General features: G+C 61.1%; 15 protein-coding genes. 5 read left to right on the top strand and 10 right to left on the bottom strand.

Going from position 1 to position 18,978, the window contains the following annotated elements; genetic code table 11:
• Nucleotides 1-37: 37 nt before the first annotated feature.
• Entirely contained in the window at nt 38-2,320 is a 2,283-nt protein-coding gene (locus tag PQR53_RS13660) for an NADP-dependent malic enzyme (protein WP_408454358.1), read from the top strand.
• A gap of 624 nt (nt 2,321-2,944) precedes the next feature.
• Here PQR53_RS13660 and PQR53_RS13655 read toward each other — a convergent pair.
• Complete coding sequence (locus tag PQR53_RS13655; protein WP_408454356.1) at nt 2,945-6,544, bottom strand: indolepyruvate ferredoxin oxidoreductase family protein; 3,600 nt, start codon at nt 6,542-6,544, stop codon at nt 2,945-2,947.
• A gap of 336 nt (nt 6,545-6,880) precedes the next feature.
• On the opposite strand from PQR53_RS13655, the gene PQR53_RS13650 reads away from it, so the two are divergent.
• Nucleotides 6,881-7,081, top strand: a complete 201-nt coding sequence (locus PQR53_RS13650) for a hypothetical protein (RefSeq protein ID WP_179734840.1) — start codon at nt 6,881-6,883, stop codon at nt 7,079-7,081.
• Between the two features lie 137 nt (nt 7,082-7,218).
• Here PQR53_RS13650 and hppD read toward each other — a convergent pair whose 3' ends face one another.
• A complete protein-coding gene (gene hppD / locus PQR53_RS13645; protein WP_179734838.1) occupies nt 7,219-8,316 on the bottom strand; it encodes a 4-hydroxyphenylpyruvate dioxygenase in 1,098 nt (365 codons plus the stop codon).
• 174 nt (nt 8,317-8,490) lie between these two features.
• Between hppD and PQR53_RS13640 the strand changes: the two genes are divergently transcribed.
• Complete coding sequence (locus PQR53_RS13640) at nt 8,491-8,988, top strand: Lrp/AsnC family transcriptional regulator (RefSeq protein WP_408454354.1); 498 nt, start codon at nt 8,491-8,493, stop codon at nt 8,986-8,988.
• A gap of 84 nt (nt 8,989-9,072) precedes the next feature.
• Here PQR53_RS13640 and PQR53_RS13635 read toward each other — a convergent pair whose 3' ends face one another.
• From PQR53_RS13635 to paaA, 8 genes are all read right to left on the bottom strand, one after another.
• Nucleotides 9,073-9,741, bottom strand: a complete 669-nt coding sequence (locus PQR53_RS13635; protein WP_408454351.1) for a GNAT family N-acetyltransferase — start codon at nt 9,739-9,741, stop codon at nt 9,073-9,075.
• A 240-nt stretch (nt 9,742-9,981) separates the two neighbouring features.
• Complete coding sequence (locus tag PQR53_RS13630) at nt 9,982-10,590, bottom strand: TetR/AcrR family transcriptional regulator (RefSeq protein ID WP_408454349.1); 609 nt, start codon at nt 10,588-10,590, stop codon at nt 9,982-9,984.
• A 14-nt stretch (nt 10,591-10,604) separates the two neighbouring features.
• Nucleotides 10,605-11,417, bottom strand: coding sequence for a DUF1835 domain-containing protein (locus tag PQR53_RS13625; protein WP_408454346.1), 813 nt, complete (start codon nt 11,415-11,417; stop codon nt 10,605-10,607).
• A gap of 164 nt (nt 11,418-11,581) precedes the next feature.
• Complete coding sequence (gene paaE, locus PQR53_RS13620) at nt 11,582-12,670, bottom strand: 1,2-phenylacetyl-CoA epoxidase subunit PaaE (protein WP_408454343.1); 1,089 nt, start codon at nt 12,668-12,670, stop codon at nt 11,582-11,584.
• A 1-nt stretch (nt 12,671) separates the two neighbouring features.
• Nucleotides 12,672-13,223 (bottom strand): 1,2-phenylacetyl-CoA epoxidase subunit PaaD, encoded by a 552-nt coding sequence (paaD, locus tag PQR53_RS13615; protein WP_408454340.1) that lies wholly within the window; start codon nt 13,221-13,223, stop codon nt 12,672-12,674.
• Nucleotides 13,224-13,254: 31 nt separating this feature from the next.
• Nucleotides 13,255-14,058 (bottom strand): 1,2-phenylacetyl-CoA epoxidase subunit PaaC, encoded by an 804-nt coding sequence (gene paaC / locus PQR53_RS13610; RefSeq protein WP_408454337.1) that lies wholly within the window; start codon nt 14,056-14,058, stop codon nt 13,255-13,257.
• An 8-nt stretch (nt 14,059-14,066) separates the two neighbouring features.
• On the bottom strand, nt 14,067-14,351 hold the full coding sequence (gene paaB / locus PQR53_RS13605) for a 1,2-phenylacetyl-CoA epoxidase subunit PaaB (protein WP_007179854.1): 285 nt from the start codon (nt 14,349-14,351) through the stop codon (nt 14,067-14,069).
• Nucleotides 14,352-14,393: 42 nt separating this feature from the next.
• The gene (paaA, locus tag PQR53_RS13600) at nt 14,394-15,392 is read right to left on the bottom strand and encodes a 1,2-phenylacetyl-CoA epoxidase subunit PaaA (protein WP_408454334.1); all 999 of its coding nucleotides are present in this window, start codon (nt 15,390-15,392) and stop codon (nt 14,394-14,396) included.
• 216 nt (nt 15,393-15,608) lie between these two features.
• Between paaA and PQR53_RS13595 the strand changes: the two genes are divergently transcribed.
• Both PQR53_RS13595 and PQR53_RS13590 read left to right on the top strand, forming a co-directional pair.
• The gene (locus PQR53_RS13595; protein ID WP_408454331.1) at nt 15,609-17,234 is read left to right on the top strand and encodes an NAD(P)/FAD-dependent oxidoreductase; all 1,626 of its coding nucleotides are present in this window, start codon (nt 15,609-15,611) and stop codon (nt 17,232-17,234) included.
• A gap of 309 nt (nt 17,235-17,543) precedes the next feature.
• Nucleotides 17,544-18,812 carry an SGNH/GDSL hydrolase family protein gene (locus tag PQR53_RS13590; RefSeq protein ID WP_408454328.1) on the top strand — a complete coding sequence of 423 codons (1,269 nt, stop codon included), beginning with the start codon at nt 17,544-17,546 and terminating at the stop codon, nt 18,810-18,812.
• Nucleotides 18,813-18,978: the final 166 nt, after the last annotated feature.

The raw sequence follows: 18,978 nt of genomic DNA, 5'->3' as shown, positions 1-18,978 counted from the left end.
TGCCGGGCCCGATTACTTACGTCTCGCAGGCCAAAAAATGGACGAACAACTTAAGCAAAGCGCTCTCGCATATCACCAGTTTCCGAAACCCGGCAAGATTTCGGTCACCCCCACCAAGCCGCTGTCGAACCAGCTCGACCTGTCGCTTGCGTACTCGCCGGGTGTCGCCGCGGCCTGCATGGCGATCTACGACGACCCGCTCGACGCGCAGAAGTACACCTCGCGCGGCAATCTGGTCGGCGTGATTACGAACGGTACGGCCGTGCTCGGTCTCGGCAATATCGGTCCGCTCGCCGCCAAGCCGGTGATGGAGGGCAAGGGTTGTCTGTTCAAGAAGTTCGCCGGCATCGACGTGTTCGACATCGAACTGAACGAGTCGGATCCGGACAAGCTGGTCGAAGCGATCGCGATGCTCGAGCCGACCCTGGGCGGCATCAACCTTGAAGACATCAAGGCCCCGGAATGCTTCTACATTGAAAAGAAGCTGCGCGAGCGCATGAAGATTCCCGTCTTCCACGACGATCAGCACGGCACCGCGATCATCGCTTCGGCCGCGATCCTGAACGGCCTTAAGGTGGTCGGCAAGAAGCTCGACGAAGTGAAGCTGGTGTGTTCGGGCGCGGGCGCGGCGGCAATCGCGTGTCTGGATCTGCTGGTGAACCTTGGCCTGTCGAAGAAGAACATTCTCGTCACGGATTCGAAGGGCGTGATCTACGAAGGCCGCGGCAATCTTGATCCGTCGAAAGAACGTTACGCGGCGAACACCGATGCACGCACGTTGGCCGACGCGATCCGCGGCGCCGATGTGTTCCTCGGCTGCTCGAGCGCCGGCGTGCTGAAGCCGGAAATGGTCGCCGAAATGGGCTCGCAGCCGCTGATCCTGGCGCTGGCGAATCCGGAACCGGAAATCCGCCCGGAAGAAGCGAAGAAGGTGCGCCCGGACTGCATCGTCGCGACGGGTCGTTCGGACTACCCGAACCAGGTCAACAACGTGCTGTGCTTCCCGTTCATCTTCCGCGGCGCGCTGGATGTCGGCGCAACCACGATCACGGAAGAAATGAAGCTTGCATGCGTGCGCGCAATCGCCGAGCTGGCCGAAGAAACCGATCAGGGCGATGAGGTCGCGAAGGCGTACGAAGGCCACTCCCTCGAATTCGGTCCGGAATATCTGATTCCGAAGCCGTTCGATCCGCGTCTGATCATCAAGATCGCGCCGGCTGTCGCGCAGGCCGCGATGGATTCGGGCGTCGCGACCCGTCCGATCAAGGATATGGACGCCTACCGCGAAGAACTCGGCACGACGGTGTACCGCACCGGCATGGTGATGCGTCCGGTGTTCGCCGCTGCGAAGTCGGAGCCGGCGCGCATCGTGTTCGCCGAAGGTGAGGACGAGCGCGTGCTGCGCGCCGCGCAATTCGTGCTGCTGGAAAAGATCGCCAGGCCGATTCTGGTTGGCCGTCCGTCGGTGATCGAGATGCGTCTGAAAAAGATGGGCTCGAAGCTGAAGTGCGGTGAAGACTTTGAAGTCGTCGATCCGGAAGACGATCCGCGCTATCAGCAATGCTGGCAGGCGTACCACGAACTCGGCGCGCGCGAAGGCGTGACGCCGGACGTCGCGAAGGCTGCGATGCGCAAGTTCAACACGCTGATCGGCGCGATCCTCGTGCGCCTCGGCGAAGCGGACGGCATGATCTGCGGGATGATCGGCCAGTACCACACGCATCTGAAGTTCATCGAGCAGGTGCTGGGCAAGGCGGACAACGTGCAGAACTTCGCTGCAATGAACCTGCTGATGCTGCCGGGCCGCAATCTGTTCATTTGCGACACGTACGTGAACGAAACACCGACCGCTGAACAGCTCGCTGACATGACGATGCTCGCTTCGCGTGAAATCGAAAAGTTCGGCATTACGCCCAAGGTTGCGTTGCTGTCGAATTCGAACTTCGGCAGCGCGCCGTCGTCGTCGTCGCAACGCATGGCCGCGGCGCGCAAGCTCATCGCCGAGCGTGCGCCAACGCTTGAGATCGACGGTGAGATGCATGGCGACGCGGCGTTGTCGGAAGCAGTCCGCAAGGCTGCGTTCCCGGGCACGACGCTGACCGGCGAGGCAAATCTGCTGATCATGCCGAACGTCGAAGCGGCGAACATCACGTACAACCTGCTGAAAATGATCGGCGGCGAAGGCGTGACAGTGGGTCCGTTCCTGCTGGGTGCCGAAAAGCCGGTGCACATCCTGACACCGGCTGCGACCGTGCGCCGGATCATCAACATGACGGCGGTGGCTTCGGCAAACGCACGCAAGCGGGTGAACGCGCAGTAATGCTGGATTGATGGTTGAAGCGGCGCTGCATTGCGGCGTTCGCTGGAAAGCTGAGAGAACGCCACGGAAGTTGATTCCGTGGCGTTTTTTTATTTGTGCATTCTTATTTTGGTGGTCGTTGGTCTAAGAGATTCTTAGTGAGCTAGGCAAGTTTTAAGAATGCTCCTATTCGATTCGCTGTGACACTTTTGTAAAGTTACTTCTGAAGCGCGGCACACCGCGATGGCAACGGAACAGTCGGCTGGTCAATCCTTGCATCGCGCCACGTGTTGCGCTTCCTCTGGTGTTGAGAAGTTCGTAGCGGCAGTAGTAGTTCTGATGGTGAAGACAGTGGTACCGATGGGTTGCAGTGAAGGCAGTAAGTGTGTGTGGTTGTAGTTGGTGGTTGAAGTAGCAGTTGGTGGTTGAAGTAGCAGTTGGTAGTCGAAGTAGCAGTTCGTAGTTTTATTTGCTGTTTGGTAGTTGTTTGTTTTTGGTTGGTTGTTGTTGTGTTGTTGAAAGGAGCAGTACCGCTTGTTCTTGTACACACGCATCACGTGTCGAAACAGGCAAAAAAAGGCGACTGTCCGCGAGGACAGTCGCCTTTTCCATTTCAGGCCAAACCAGCCGGTCAAGCCGGCAAGATCATGCCGCGTGCTGCGTCTTTCCCGTTTCCGGCGAACGCCAGCGCGTCAGCAAATCGTTCCACTTGACCCGCACACCCTTCAGATTATTTTCCTTCACGTGCCCGTAGCCGCGAATACCGTCCGGCAGATTCGCGAGTTCGACCGCCAGTTCACGCTTCTGCGCGCTCAGGCCGCTAATCAGCTCGCGCACCAGTGCTTCGTATTCGACGATCAGCGCACGCTCCGTGCGACGCTCTTCCGTTTTGCCGAACACGTCGAGCGCGGTCCCGCGCAGGAATTTAAGTTTTGCGAGCACGTGCATGGCGCTGAACACCCAAGGTCCGTACTTCTTCTTCACCAGATGACCGTGTGCGTCTTTTTTCGAGAACGTCGGCGGCGCGAGGTGGATGTGCAGCTTCCAGTCGCCTTCGAAATTCGCCTTTAGCTTTTCGATAAACGCCGGGTCGCTGTAGAGTCGCGCGACCTCGTACTCGTCCTTGTAAGCCATCAGCTTGTGCAGATTTTTCGCGACCGCTTCGGTCAACGGCAACTGGTCGTCGACCGAAGCGAGCGCCGATTCCGCCACCCGCACTTGCGACACCAGATCCCGATACCGCCGTGCATACGCGTCGTTTTGCCATGCGGCCAGATAGTTCGCGCGCTTATCGATCAGCGTATCGAGCGCCTTCGGCGTGTGCAGCGAGATGATCTTGCTGCTCACCGTCTCTGCTGCGGCACCCCGTCCTTGTGACTGCGCGAACTTGCGCACCGCAGCCAGATCATGCGCGGCGCGGCGGCCCCATTCGAATGCCGCACGGTTCTTCTCGATCTGGACGTTGTTCAGCTCGATCGCGCGCATCAACGATTGATAGGTCAGCGGCACCCAGCCGCGTTGCCATGCGTAGCCGAGCACGAACGGGTTCGTGTAGATCGCATCGCCGAGCAGCGCGACGGCGAAGTGATTCGCGTCGACCATATCGACGCCGTCATCGCCCGCACCGGCACGCACATCCGCTTCAGTGCTGCTGCCCGGGAAGCGCCAGTTCGGGTTCTTGATGAGTTCGGCGGTCGGCGTGTGCGCGCTATTGAGTACGACACGGGTACGGCCCACCTGCATCCGCGAGACGCATTCGTCGCTGGCAGTGACGATCGCGTCGCAGCCGATCACGAGACTTGCTTCGCCCATTGCGATGCGGGTTGCGTGAATGTCGGTTGGGTTCTGGGCGATCTGTACATGACTCATCACGGCGCCCCCCTTTTGCGCGAGGCCGGTGACGTCGAGTACCGTGACGCCCTTGTTTTCCAGGTGCGCGGCCATGCCGAGCAATGCGCCGATCGTTACGACGCCCGTGCCGCCGACGCCCGTCACCAACACACCATAAGGGCGCGCGATCGACGGTAGTTCGGGCTCCGGCACTGGGGGCATCGCGTCACCGACGATGCCCGACGCCGCCTTCGGCTTGCGCAACTGACCTCCTTCGACGGACACGAAGCTTGGGCAGAACCCGTTCACGCACGAGAAGTCCTTGTTGCAGGTCGACTGATTAATCTGGCGCTTGGTGCCGTATTCGGTATCGAGCGGCTCCACGGACAGGCAATTCGACTTCACCGAACAATCGCCGCAGCGTTCGCACACCGCTTCGTTGATCACGACACGGCGCGCCGGATCCGGATACGTGCCGCGCTTCCTGCGGCGGCGCTTCTCGGTCGCGCAGGTCTGGTCATAGATCAGGATCGTGGTGCCGGGAATCTCGCGAAGCTGGCGCTGAACTTCGTCGAGCTTGTCGCGATGGTGAATGTCGATGCCGGGTGCGAGGCCGACGTTCGCCGAATACTTCTCCGGTTCGTCGGTGACGATCACGATCTTCGTCGCGCCTTCGGCGGCGAGTTGATGCGTGATCTGCGGGACGGTCAGCACGCCGTCGACGGGCTGGCCGCCCGTCATCGCGACCGCGTCGTTATAGAGAATCTTGTAGGTGATGTTGGCCTTCGACGCGATTGCCGCGCGAATCGCGAGCAGGCCCGAGTGGAAGTAGGTACCGTCGCCGAGATTGGCGAAGACGTGCTTGTCGTTGCTGAACGGCGCCTGGCCGATCCATGCGACGCCTTCGCCGCCCATCTGGCTGAAGGTGCTGGTGCTGCGGTCCATCCACACGGTCATGTAGTGGCAGCCGATACCGGCCATCGCACGTGAACCCTCCGGCACATTGGTCGACGTGTTGTGCGGGCAGCCCGAGCAAAACCACGGCTTGCGCTCAGCTTCGACGCGCGGACGCGCCAAGGCTTTTTCCTTCGCCTCGATTACCGCGATGCGCGTCGCAATGCGCGCGCGTACGTCGGACGGCAGGTCGAACTTGTCGAGCCGCGTGGCAATTGCCTTGGCGATGATCGCGGGCGACAGCTCGTAGTGCGCCGGCAGCAGCCAGTTGCCCATCGGCACCGACCATTCGCCGCCCGCTCCGTCTTTTTCGTCGAACTTGCCGAACACGCGCGGACGCTGCGCATCGGGCCAGTTGTACAGCTCTTCCTTGATCGCGTATTCGAGGATCTGACGTTTTTCTTCAACGACCAGAATTTCCTTGAGACCGCGCGCGAACGCTTGCGCGCCTTGCGCCTCGAGCGGCCACACACAGCCGACCTTATACAGACGGATGCCGATGCGCGAACAGGTTTCGTCGTCGAGACCGAGATCGGTGAGTGCTTGACGCACATCGAGATACGCCTTGCCGCCGGTCATGATGCCGAAGCGCGCATGCGGTGAATCGATTTCGACGCGATCCAGCTTGTTCGCACGCACATAGGCGAGCGCCGCGTACCACTTGTAGTCGAGCAGACGCGCTTCCTGCACCAGTGGCGCATCGGGCCAGCGAATATTCAGGCCGCCTTCGGGCATGGCGAAGTCGTCGGGCAGAATGATTTTCGTGCGATGCGGATCGATATCGACCGAAGCCGACGATTCGACCACGTCGGTCACACACTTCATGGCTACCCACAGGCCGGAATAGCGGCTCATCGCCCAGCCGTGCAGGCCGAAGTCCAGATATTCCTGCACGTTCGACGGAAAGAGCACCGGCAGCCCACACGCCTTGAAGATGTGTTCCGACTGGTGCGCGAGCGTCGAGGATTTGGCGGCGTGATCGTCGCCGGCGAGCACGAGAACGCCGCCGTGTTGCGCCGAACCGGCCGAATTGCCGTGCTTGAAGACGTCACTGGAACGGTCGACGCCTGGGCCCTTGCCGTACCACATCGAGAACACGCCATCGTATTTGGCGCTCGGGTACAGATTGACCTGCTGCGAACCCCATACGGCGGTCGCCGCGAGGTCTTCGTTGACGCCGGGCTGGAACACGACGCGATGCGCGGCGAGATGTTGTTTCGCCTTCCACAAGGATTGGTCGAGTCCGCCGAGCGGCGATCCGCGGTAACCGGAAATAAAGCCGGCGGTATTGAGCCCTGCGGCCTCGTCGCGTTGCTGCTGCAGCATCGGCAGACGCACCAGCGCCTGGATGCCGCTCATGTACGCGCGGCCGCGCTCCAGAGTGTATTTGTCGTCGAGCGTGACGGAAGATAGCGCGGCTTCGAGCGAGGCTCGCTGACCTGCGTCTAGCGGGGCATTCATTATGTGTACTCCTCCAACCAGTTTGGGATCACCAAAGCTTTTTTGGGGCCGCGGCATCTTGTGAATGCTTGGGGCCGGGGTCGCCATATTGACGTGTTTTAAGTGATGGTAGCACTGGTAAAAACCCGCCGCAGCGCGCCGGGGAAGGTCCTGGCATCGAGCTTCACCGAATTGCATCCAGCGCCGCAATGCCACTGTAACAAGCTGTAAAAACTACAAATCTGCGGAACCGCAGTGGAAATGCCTGTCTAACACCCCACCTGCGAGCAATGTCTGCGCAACGCTCCGCATTCGGCGGGGCTTCAGGACAGCAGGGCAGTTAGAAAAGGAGTACGCATGAACACTAGAAACATCCAGACCTTCCTGATGGTTTCGGCCGCATTCTTTGCCATGAGCGCGCCCGTGCGCTCGAATTCGAGCAGTGCAGGGACGTTGTCGAACGCGATCACCAGTACGGCGCAAGTCGCGCCCGCGCGTATTGCGGTGGAGCGCCTTGCGCGATCCACCAAGGCAGACGAGGAAGACCAGAATTCGTGATGCGTCGCTGATGCGGTGCGTCGGTTGAAAATCGGCCGTTTTCCGGGCTTTGGAGAACGGCACAAACGACGAAGGGCGAGGATCGCAAGATCCTCGCCTTTTTTATATCTCTCAGATTCCGCGCCGGTCTTCAGCCTTTAGGCCTTGTCCTGAACCACTCCACGGCGAATCTGGTCCAGCTCGATCGATTCGAATAGCGCCTTGAAATTGCCCTCGCCGAAGCCCTGATTGCCCTTGCGCTGGATGATCTCGAAGAAGATCGGCCCGATCTGGTTTTCGGTGAAGATCTGCAGCAGCAAGTCGTCGGGTGCGCCGTCGATCAGGATCTTGCGCTTACGCAATTCGTCGAGCGGCTCGCCGTGGTTCGGCACGCGGCGATCGACCAGTTCATAGTACGTGTCGATCGTATCGAGCAGCGAGATGTTCGACGCGCGCAAACCGTCCACGGTGCGGTAGATGTCGTTGCTGCCCAGTGCGATGTGCTGGATGCCTTCGCCATGGTACTCGTCCAGATACTCCTGAATCTGACCCGCCACGTCGGAACCTTCCTCATTGATCGGAATGCGGATCTTGCCACACGGCGAGGTCATCGCCTTCGATTTGACGCCGGTCACCTTGCCTTCGATGTCGAAGTAACGCACTTCCCGGAAGTTGAACAGACGCTCGTAGAATTCCGCCCATTCCTGCATGCGTCCGCGATGGACGTTGTGTGTAAGGTGATCGATGTAGGTCAGGCCGTGGCCGACGGGATTCGGATTCGCGCCGGGAATCGGCTCGAAATCGACGTCGTAAATATCGATGTTGCCAATGCTGTTCGGCTCAGCGCCGTTCTTGCCGCGCCAGCGGTCGACGAAATAGATCAGCGAGTCGCCGATGCCCTTGATTGCCGGGATGTTCAGTTCCATCGGGCCGGTCTTGTTATCGAAACCCCACGCGCCTTTTTCCAAAGCCTGCTGGTAGGCCTTCGCTGCGTCTTGCACACGGAAAGCGATCGCACAGATCGACGGACCATGCAGGCGCGTGAAACGTTGCGCGAACGAATCCTGTTCACCGTTGACGATGAAATTGATTTCGCCCTGGCGGTACAGCGTCACGTCTTTATGGCGATGCCGGGCGACGGCGGTGAAGCCCATCTGTTCGAACAGCTTGCCGAGCGCTTTCGGGTCCGGCGCGGTGTATTCGATGAACTCGAAGCCGTCGGTGCCGACCGGGTTTTCCCAAGTTGAAACCTGCATTGTCTGTCTCCTTCCATCCAAAGCTAACCGCTGGCGCGGGGTGCGCAATTGAGCGCGACTGAACTGAATGACGCAAGTGTAATGGCCGGTGAGCGGCGAAAACTTGCGAACTTAATCGCTCAACGCTACGCTTGCGCTATTTTCTAGCTCAATCTATTACATGGACGGCAGGAAATGGCCAATATAGAGATAGATGCCATCGACAGACGCATACTGGCGATTCTTCAGGAAAATGGCCGGCTGTCGAATCAGGAGATCGCCGAACGCATCAATCTGTCGCCGAGTCCGTGTCTACGGCGTATCCGCAGGCTGGAGGAGAGCGGGGTGATTCGCGGCTATGTCGCGCTGCTCGATGCGCAAAAGCTTGGACTCGATCTGCTGGCATACGTCAACGTGCGGCTGGAAAAGCGTAGCGATCCGGCGCTCCGTCCGCGTGGCGGCACCACTCATGCCGATCTGTTCCGCGCAGCGGTGCAAACATGGCCGGAAGTGGTCGCATGTCACGCCATGACCGGTGACATGGATTACCTGTTGCGGGTGCAGGTCGAGGATATGGCGCACTTTTCACGTTTCGTGCAGGACCAGTTGCTGCACCATCCATCTGTCATCGACGTGAAGACGAGCTTTTCGCTCGAGAAATTCAAGGAGACGACGGCGCTGCCGATTTTGTGAGCGTGGGGCTACAGCGGGCGGTGCGAGTCACAAACAAAAAGGGCGACCATAAGGCCGCCCTTTTTTTGCCGAAGCGCAGACCGGTTAAGCGGCCTCGGCTGCAGGCAAGAACGATTCGAACAATACCGACGCGTGACGCGCCTGGCGCTTGAGTGCATAGTCGAACACAGCGGCCTGTTCCTGCAGCATCTCAGCGATGATGCTCGATTGATCCGCCGGCGGCAGCGTCAGATAGGCGTCTGCTTCGCCATACGCATATTCGATTTTCATGCCGGCCTTTTTTGCGATATGCATCATGGTCGAATTGCGTGACAGGCAATGCATGTAAAGCGTAGTGACATGGGTATTGCGGCTGCGGATGGCGGCGCGTTCGAAGAGCTTCGAGCCAATACCTTGCCCGCGGACGCTTTCCAGCACCGACACGCCGAACTCGGCGGTGCGCTTGTCGCCTTCGGCAGGCAGATACGCGAGATGGCCGACGCCGGTGAGTTTCAACTGACTATTGAAGACGCCGAAAACCGTGTCGCGCGTGAAATCGATCGCGCGGACGTAGTTTTCAATGACGTGGTTCGGCACGATCTGGCCGAAGCGCAAAAGGCGGTCGTCCTCGTTGAGCGAAAGGAAGTGTGTCAGCAGTCGTTCACGGTCGACGGCGGTGAGTTCGCGGACCAGAGCAGGTGCACGACCGGCTGGCTGCGACAGGCGACCGTGCGCGACGATCGGCTCAGCGGCGCGGGGTGTAATCATGTTCATGGTCAGGTTCTCCTTTTAATCGAGCGGTGTGCTGCACCGCAAAAACGATTTTAGCGGAAACCCTGGCTCATCACTAGGGAAAACCCGTATAAAAACTGAAGCGAGTGCCTAAAAAATCGGTAACCTATTTTTAGGTTATTGATTTTTAAGGAAAAATAAATTGAACGAGCGTTCGTGGCAAGTTGTCGCAGATGGACAACTCGCGGCAATTGTCCCTGTTGGTGATGCTGCCATGCGCAATCAGACTTCGGCGGCGCTGAGTCCATGGTCCACCATATTGATTACCTGCTCGGCAAATTCCCGGTAGCCCATGGGGCCGTCCGGCTTGAGCCAGGTGAATGTCCAATTGATCATGCCGAACACCATCATCGTGAGGGCGGTCTGGTTTTCGCGCGTGGCGCGTTCCGGGTAGGCGCGCGCCAACTGTCGCGCAAACGCCGCGACCACGTCGCGCTGGCGATTCAGGATAACTTCTCGCTGGGTGTCGACCAGATACTTCACGTCGTTCAGCAGAGCGACGTGGCGGCTGTGCGACGTCTCGTACTCGGACAGAAACGCGCGGATCAGCTCCGCGAAGGTTTCCCGCTCGGACAGTCCGCGACGTTGGCTCGCGCCCTCCACCTCGGCGATGATCAGCATCAGCCGCTTCGTGTACCGGTCCAGCAGATCGAACAGGATCGCTTCCTTGCTGGCGTAGTAGTGGTACAGGCGCGCTTTCGAGGTGCCGCTCGCGGCGGCGAGGTCGGCCATCGAGGTGCTGGGGTAGCTGGTCTGCGCGAATTTCGCCGCGGCTAGTTCGAGAATCTGATCGCGCTGGGTTTCGTGGTCGGGGGCTCGGGTGCGGGCCATAGTTGTCTATTTTATTAGTGTGGACAGGGGGCAAGCGCAGCGCACAGGTCCAGCGTGCGCCACGCGCTCGCGTCGCCACGCAGCTTGATACGGCGCGTCGCGGCCAGTTCGCGGAAGCGCCACAGCACGATGCTGTCGCTTACCAGATACCAGAGTTCGGCAATCATCAGTTCGGCGGCAACACGCGCGGCGGGTTGCCAGTCGCCGGTGACGTGTTCGAGAATCAGCGCGTCCAGATCGGCGAAGCTGCCGCTCGTGAATGTGTTGTCGCGCCAGCGCCGCGTCTCGCCGTTTGCGTGTTTGGCTTCCTGCCATTCGAGCGCGAGCCGGCTGATGCGCAGAACTGAAATCGGCGCCGCATCCGACAGACGCCCCTGCAATACAGCCGGCGCGAACATGCCGACGGAGGTCGCACGATCTTTGCGGCTGTGCGCCCATGCGCCCGGATCGGTGAGGTCGCGAATCGACAGACGCACTTCATTCAGCCGTTGCGGACTGTTGCGCAGGTGGTAGCAGACGCGGCGCAGCATAAGTTGATCGGCTGCGCTTTCGCCGTGCCAGACCACCAGATTCGCGTCGCCCCGCGCGATGTTCTCCAGCGCTGCCGCCTGTTCGCGGAATTCCCGAAGAAAGTCGCGCCTGGTGTCCGCGCTGACACGGTCCCAGAATTCCGCCCGCACGTAGGGTCCATCATCGATACCGCGCAGCGGACCGACCGCCAGATCGTCGCGCAACGCATGCACGCGATCGTCGCGGCCCGCCTCGGCTAGCGCGGCGCGGAGTGATTCGGCGGCGACGTCGCCGTTGGTGAGATGGATCGTGCTCATCGGCAGTGGCTTGGGCTGGCAAAAACGCAATAAGAACGCAAACGACAAAAGAGGCCGCTCGTCGATCGGAACAGATGTCCGATCACGAGCGGCCCCTAGTGTAAGCGGATCGCGGACCTGCTGAAAGCGTCGCGGACGTCGCAGGGTCACCCGCGGCGCTCGACTCAACGTTCGTCGTAACTCACTACCACGCGGTCGCTGATCGGATGGCATTGGCAGGTCAGCACGAAACCGTCGCGGATTTCGTGTTCTTCCAGCGTGTAGTTCTTTTCCATCTTGACCTCACCTTCGAGCACCTTTGCGCGGCAGGTGCAGCAGACGCCGCCCTTGCACGCATAAGGCAGCGCGAGGCCGGCGCGCAAGCCGACGTCGAGCACGCTCACGCCCTGATACGGCAGACGCAGCTTGCGCCGTTTGCCGTCGAGGACGATTTCGAGGTCGGCGGCTGGTGTGTCGTCGGTGATTTCGACCGGCGGCACGCCCGCTTGCGGCAGCGGCGAACCGAAGCGCTCCACATGGACCTTTTCCGAAGGCACGCCCGCGGCTTTCAACGCAGCTTCGGCGGCATCCATCATCGGGCCGGGGCCGCAGATGAAGGCTTCGTCGATTGCATCGGCCGGCAGCAGGTTCTCGATGAAGTCCGCGCACTTCTGCTGGTCGAGCACGCCGTTGAACAGCTCGACGTCCTGCAGATCGTCGGACAGCACGTGATAGAGCACGAAGCGATTCATGAAGCGGTTCTTCAGATCCTCGAGCTCTTCCGCGAACATGATCTGATCGACGCTGCGGTTGCCGTACACCAGTGTGAAGGTGCTGCGCGGCTCGACTTCCAGCGTGGTCTTGATGATCGCAAGCACCGGCGTGATGCCCGAGCCACCGGAAAACGCGATGTACTGCTGGCCCTGGTCGGCGTTCAGATGGGTGAAGAAGCGGCCGTCCGGCGTCATCACGTCGATGGTGTGGCCGGGTTGCAGCGTGTCGAACGCGAAGTTCGAGAAACGCCCGCCGCGCACGCGCTTGATGCCGATGCGCAGTTCGCCGTCACGGTCGTAATCGGTGACGCCGACGCAGATCGAATACGAACGGCGCGTTTCCTCACCGTCGATGTGCGTCTTCAGCGTGACGAACTGGCCCTGCGTGAAGCGATAGTGATCGCGCAGTTCGACAGGGACTTCGAAGGCGACCGAGACCGCGTCGGCGGTTTCGGGCCGCACTTCGCGGATACGCAGCGGATGAAATTGCGGGGTAGCCATATCAGTATGGTTTGAAGTAGTCGAAGGGTTCGCGGCAGTCGAGACAGCGGTACAAGGCCTTGCAGGCCGTCGAGCCGAATTGGGCGAGACGCTCGGTATGCGCTGAGCCGCAACGGGGACACGAAGGCGCAGGCAGCGCGCGCGGCACGAAGCGCATCACTTTTTCCTGCGACAAAGGCGCCGCGCTGCCGCAATTGCCCGTGGGCGGCGCAATGCCGTAGGCGCGCAGTTTCTCGCGCGCTTCGGCAGTCATCCAGTCGGTGGTCCAGGCCGGCGCGAGCACCGTGGCGATCCGATAGGGCTTTAGCTCGGCCACATCGAGCGCATGGGCAACGTCCTCGGCGATCTGCGACATCGCCGGACAACCGGAATAGGTTGGCGTGATCACGACTTCGAGCGCGCCGTCGCCGGCGCGGCGCACGTCGCGCAGAATGCCGAGTTCACGAATCGACACCACCGGAATTTCCGGGTCGGGCACCGCTTCGAGCACCGCCCATGCGCGTTCGAGCGTGGCGTCGGCGGTGGGCGTGACAGTCGCAGTCGAGGTCGTCATCGTCGAGTTCCGTTGGGTTGCGCTGACGCGCTTACCAGGTGGCGCCGGGATGCTGGCGTGCGAGGCTTTGCATTTCGGCCAGCACGAAGCCCATGTGTTCCGAGTGCTCGCCATGCTTGCCGGTCGTGATGTGTTTGACCTGTTCCGGCAGGCTGAGCGTGGCTTCGTCGAGCGTGGCCCGGACGTCTTCGAGCCATGCAGCTTCGAGCTCCGGCGTCAGCGGTCCGATGCCGGCGGCGGCGATTGCGTCTTCCACGGCATCCGCGCTGAAAAACTCACGCGTGTACGGCAGCAGATAGTCGAGCGCGGCCTGGGCGCGGCGATGCGACTCGTCCGTGCCGTCGCCGAAACGGATTAGCCATTCCCGCGCGTGATGCACGTGATAGCTGGTTTCCTTGATCGACTTCGAGGCGATCGCGGCGAGCTGTTCATCTTTGGACGCCGTGAGCGCGGTCCACACATGGGCCATCAGCGTCGAGTAGAGGAAATTGCGCACGATCGTGACCGCGTAGTCCTTCTCGGCTTGCGCGGTGCCGGCGAGCGGGCCGTAGTGCGGCAACTCGGCCAGCGTGTAGTTGGCGAACTCGCGTTCGGCGCGAAAATACGCGTAATCGTCTTCCGTGCGGCTCTTGCCGGTGAGCTGCTGTTCCAGCGAGGCTGCGTGCGTGTACAGCAGGCGCGCCTGGCCGATCAGGTCGAGACTCATATTCGACAGCGCGATGTCCTCTTCGAGGATCGGGCCGTGGCCGCACCACTCGGCATTGCGCTGACCGAGGATCAGCGCGGTGTCCGCAAGGCGCAGCACGTACTGCAGATGTTGGGGCGTGATATTCATGGCCGCGCTTACATGTGGTTGACTTCGTCGGGGAGCGTGTAGAACGTCGGGTGGCGGTAAATCTTGTCGCCAGCCGGTTCGAACAGCTCCGCTTTGTCTTCCGGCGCAGACGCCGTAATCGCCGACGACGGCACCACCCAGATGCTCACGCCTTCCTGGCGGCGCGTGTAGACGTCGCGCGCCATGCGCAGCGCCATCGGCGCGTCGGCGGCGTGCAGGCTGCCGCAGTGTTTATGGTCGAGTCCCTGCTTGCTGCGCACGAAGACTTCCCAAATCGGCCATTCCTTGTTCATTGCAGATCTCCTGATACTTTGTCGGGCTTGTCGCGGCTGCGGTCAGGCAGCTTGCTGTTGTGCGCGCTGGCGCTGCTTTTCGGCGTGGGCGAGGGCGGCTTCGCGCACCCAGGCGCCGTCGTCGTGTGCCTTCACGCGAGTCGCAAGGCGCTCGCGATTGCACGGGCCGTCGCCATTCACGACGCGCCAGAATTCATCCCAGTCGATGTCGCCGTAGTCGTGGTGCCCGCGGGCTTCGTTCCACTTCAGGTCCGGGTCCGGCAGCGTGACGCCGAGCACCTTGGCCTGATCGACGGTAGCGTCGACGAATTTCTGCCGCAGATCGTCATTGGAGATGCGCTTGATGCCCCATTTCGACGACTGGTTGCTGTGGATCGAGTCTTTGTCGCTCGGGCCGAACATCATCAGCACCGGCCACCACCAGCGGTTCACGGCTTGCTGTACCAACTCTCGTTGCGCATCAGTGCCGCTCATCATTGACATCAGCGCGTCGAAGCCTTGACGCTGGTGGAACGACTCCTCCTTGCAGATACGGATCATTGCGCGCGCGTACGGGCCGTACGTGCAGCGGCACAGCGGAATCTGATTCATGATCGCCGCGCCGTCCACCAGCCAGCCGATCACGCCCACGTCCGCCCAGGTCGGCGTTGGGTAATTGAAAATGCTCGAATATTTGGCCTTGCCCGAGTGCAGCGCTGCGATCAACTGATCGCGCGACACGCCGAGCGTTTCCGCCGAACTATATAAATAGAGGCCGTGGCCGGCTTCGTCCTGCACTTTGGCCAGCAGGATCGCCTTGCGCTTCAGGCTAGGTGCGCGCGTGATCCAGTTGCCTTCCGGCAACATGCCGACGATTTCCGAATGCGCGTGCTGCGAGATTTGCCGCACCAGCGTCTTGCGGTAGGCGTCAGGCATCCAGTCTTGCGGCTCGATCTTGCCGTCCGCGGCCATGACCGCGTCGAATTGCGCCTGCTCGGGCGAACTCGCTGCCGTATCGAGCGGGGCAACGTTGCCGGGGATATCCAGGGATTGCGTGTACATGGGGACGCTCTCAGCGGAAGTTGTCTGTGTCTGCGCAGTATAAACCAACCGACCGGTCGGTTAATAAATTTTTTAAGATGGACCGTGATTGTCGATAGGGGGACGAGGCGGCAGCGGCGGAGGCGTTTCGCTTGCGCTGTCGCCCCGCGCCGACGCTTAACCTATAAAATTGCGAATTGGCCGCGATTTGCGGCCTTCCTGCAGCCCCCGGTACACATGTTACGTCTAAGCGAAATCAAACTCCCGCTCGATCATCCCGAAAGCGTTCTCGAAGCCGCCGTCCGCGCGCGCCTCGCTGAACTCGGCGTGGACGACGACGGGCTCATCCGATACACCGTGTTCCGCCGCGCGCACGACGCGCGCAAGCGCGCCGACATCAAGCTCACTTACATCGTCGACGTCGAAGTAAAGGATGAAGCAGCCGCGCTGAAGCGGCTCGCCGATGTGCCGCACTGCGGCGTGACGCCGGACATGACGTACCGTTTTGTCGCCAAAGCGCCGGCGCAGCTAACTTCGCCGCGTCCAGTCGTGATTGGCATGGGCCCTTGCGGCCTGTTTGCCGGGCTGATTCTCGCCCAAATGGGCTTCCGTCCGATCATTCTCGAGCGCGGCAAGGCCGTGCGCGAGCGCACCAAGGATACTTTCGGGCTGTGGCGCAAGTCGGTGCTCAACCCTGAATCGAACGTGCAGTTCGGCGAAGGCGGCGCGGGGACCTTTTCGGACGGCAAGCTTTATAGCCAGATCAAGGATCCGAAGCACTATGGCCGCAAGGTGCTCGATGAATTCGTCCGCGCGGGCGCGCCTGAGGACATTCTTTATCTGAGCCGGCCCCATATCGGCACGTTCCGGCTCGTCAGCATGGTCGAAAAGATGCGCGCGACCATTCACGAGCTGGGCGGCGAGGTGCGTTTCGAGGCGCGAGTCGACGATATCGACATCGATCAGGGCAAGGTCCGCGGACTCAAACTGTCGACAGGCGAGGATTTACGCTGTGAGCATGTGGTGCTGGCGGTTGGCCATAGCGCGCGCGATACCTTTCAGATGCTGAGCGACCGCGGCGTCTATATCGAAGCGAAACCGTTTTCTCTCGGTTTTCGGATCGAACATCCGCAAGGCTTGATCGATCGCAGCCGTTTCGGCAAGTTCGCCGGCCACAAGCAGCTGGGCGCCGCCGACTATAAGGTCGTGCATCATTGCAGCAACGGGCGCGCGGTTTATAGCTTCTGTATGTGTCCTGGCGGCACGGTGGTCGCGGCGACGTCCGAGCCGGGCCGCGTGGTCACTAACGGCATGAGCCAGTACTCACGGGCGGAGCGCAATGCGAATGCCGGAATCGTCGTCGGCATCACGCCGGACGATTATCCGGGCGGCCCGCTCGCGGGCATCGCCTTCCAGCGCAAGTGGGAAGAGCGGGCGTTCGAACTGGGCGGCGGCAACTATATGGCGCCGGGGCAGCTGGTGGGCGATTTCATCGCCGGTCGGCCGTCTACGTCGCTGGGTTCGGTCGTGCCGTCCTACAAGCCGGGCGTGCATCCGACCGATCTCAGCACGGCGCTGCCCGACTACGTGATCGATGCCATCCGCGAAGCCTTGCCCGAGATGGACAAGAAGATCGCCGGGTTTGCCATGCATGACGCCGTGCTGACAGGTGTCGAGACGAGAACGTCGTCGCCGATTCGCGTGCGGCGCCGGGATGACTATCAAAGTATGAATGTCGAGGGCTTGTATCCGGCCGGTGAGGGCGCCGGGTATGCCGGCGGAATTTACTCGGCAGCCATCGACGGGATCGAAGTGGCCGAAGCGCTTGCGCTGAAAATGATTGGAACGTCGGGAGCAGGTTGATCTGGAATACCTTTGTGCTTGCATCGAAAGCTGCGGCGCGGGCGACTTGATTTCGGCTGAGATTGTGCGTCGGCGCCGGTCGGCTGCTTTGCAGGGGCTACGCCGTGGTCCCTCGAGCTCTAGTGCCGGACGGCCCGAAGGCGTCTGGCTCCAGGTGCTCTACTGAATACCCTTATCGCTCTCGCGCTCCGATGCGGCCCGCAACGCCACTGCCAGGGCGGTGATCGCCCGAATCGGGCTGGCACGGTCCGCCGCGATAGTTATGGCGATCGGGCACAATGCACGTTTCGCCTCGAACCGACCATCTGAATGACCATTCGCACCCTGGCCGCCGCATGTGGCGCGGCGCTGCTTTGCCAATTTGCCGTTTCCTCAACTGTTTTTGCCGCCGATGCCCCGACACACTGGGTCTCCGCATGGGCGACGGCGTTGCAGCCGATCCCGCAACGGTCGGATTTGCCGCCGTTATATCGTGCCCCAGAGGTAGCAGGGCGCACGGTGCGGCAGATTATTTATCCGACGCTGTCGGGCAAATCCGCACGAGTCCATCTCAGCAATGAGTACGGCAAAACAGCGCTCGTGATCGAGGAACTCCGCATCGCGCGCTCCGCGGGCGGCGCGGCGACACTAGGCAATGGCGAGGCGCGCGTGACGTTTGGCGGCAAGAGCTCGGTGAGCATACCGCCGGGTGCGGAGTTGGACAGCGACCCGGCTCCTGTCGACATTGCCGAAGGTGCGCCTTATGCGATTAGTGCGTTCATGGGGCCGGAACAACGGATCGTGGCGTGGCATCGAGTCTCGAGCCAGCTGAACTTCGTTTCCGCACCGGGAAATCACACCGCCGACGCTTCTGCTGAATCATTCCGCGGCCGGTTCACGCAATATGTGTGGGTGACTGGGTTGTCGGTGGACGCGCCGTCGTCGGCTGCGGTCGCCGCGATCGGCGACTCGATCACCGACGGCATGCGCTCCAGCCTGAACCAGAATCGACGGTGGCCGGACGCGCTGGCGCGTCGGTTCGCCAGCAGCGGCGACCATTCGACGGCGATCGTGAATCTGGGCATCAGCGGCAATCGCTTACTGAGCGACTCACTCTGCTACGGCGACGCGCTCGTGCGGCGTTTCGACCGGGACGTGCTGGAACGCCCGGGCGTCAAGACGGCGATTCTGCTGATCGGTATCAACGATATCAACTTTGCGGAGATGCCGGCTCGTAATGGCCTTGACTGCGACTCCCCGCATACCTCGGTGACGGCCGCCGACCTGATTGGCGGCTACCAGCGGGTGATTGCGGCTGCACGGCACCGCGGCGTGAAGGTGTTCGGCGCAACCTTGACGCCCGCATCGCTGCCGGCACCGCGGGAGACGATCCGGCTTGCGGTCAACCAGTGGATTCGAGCCAGCCACGCTTTCGACGGCGTTGTAGATTTCGATGCTGCGCTCCGTGACCCGGCGCAACCGAGTCGTCTGCAGCGTGCTTTTGACAGTGGTGATCATATCCATCCGAGCGACGCCGGATATACCGCTATGGCCGCAGCGATTCCGGTGGTTGCCTTGGTGAAATCAACCCGGAAGTAAGTCGTCCAAAAAAGATTTTGGTCAAACCCTTGTCACGTGGCTGATGTTCACCTATAGTTCGCCTCCTCGTTTGTGAACGAGCGCCGCGGTAGGAACCAGCGGCCGTAGCGCCAACAAGTTTTAAGCGAAAGCAAAAAATGTTGTTGACGAAACGAAAAAGAGGCCT

It is taken from the genome of Paraburkholderia fungorum (genome assembly GCF_046027605.1).
In the GTDB taxonomy this organism is placed as follows: domain Bacteria; phylum Pseudomonadota; class Gammaproteobacteria; order Burkholderiales; family Burkholderiaceae; genus Paraburkholderia; species Paraburkholderia fungorum_F.
The sequence above is the reverse complement of the archived record's forward strand: the minus strand, read 5'-3'. Positions and strand labels throughout refer to the sequence as shown.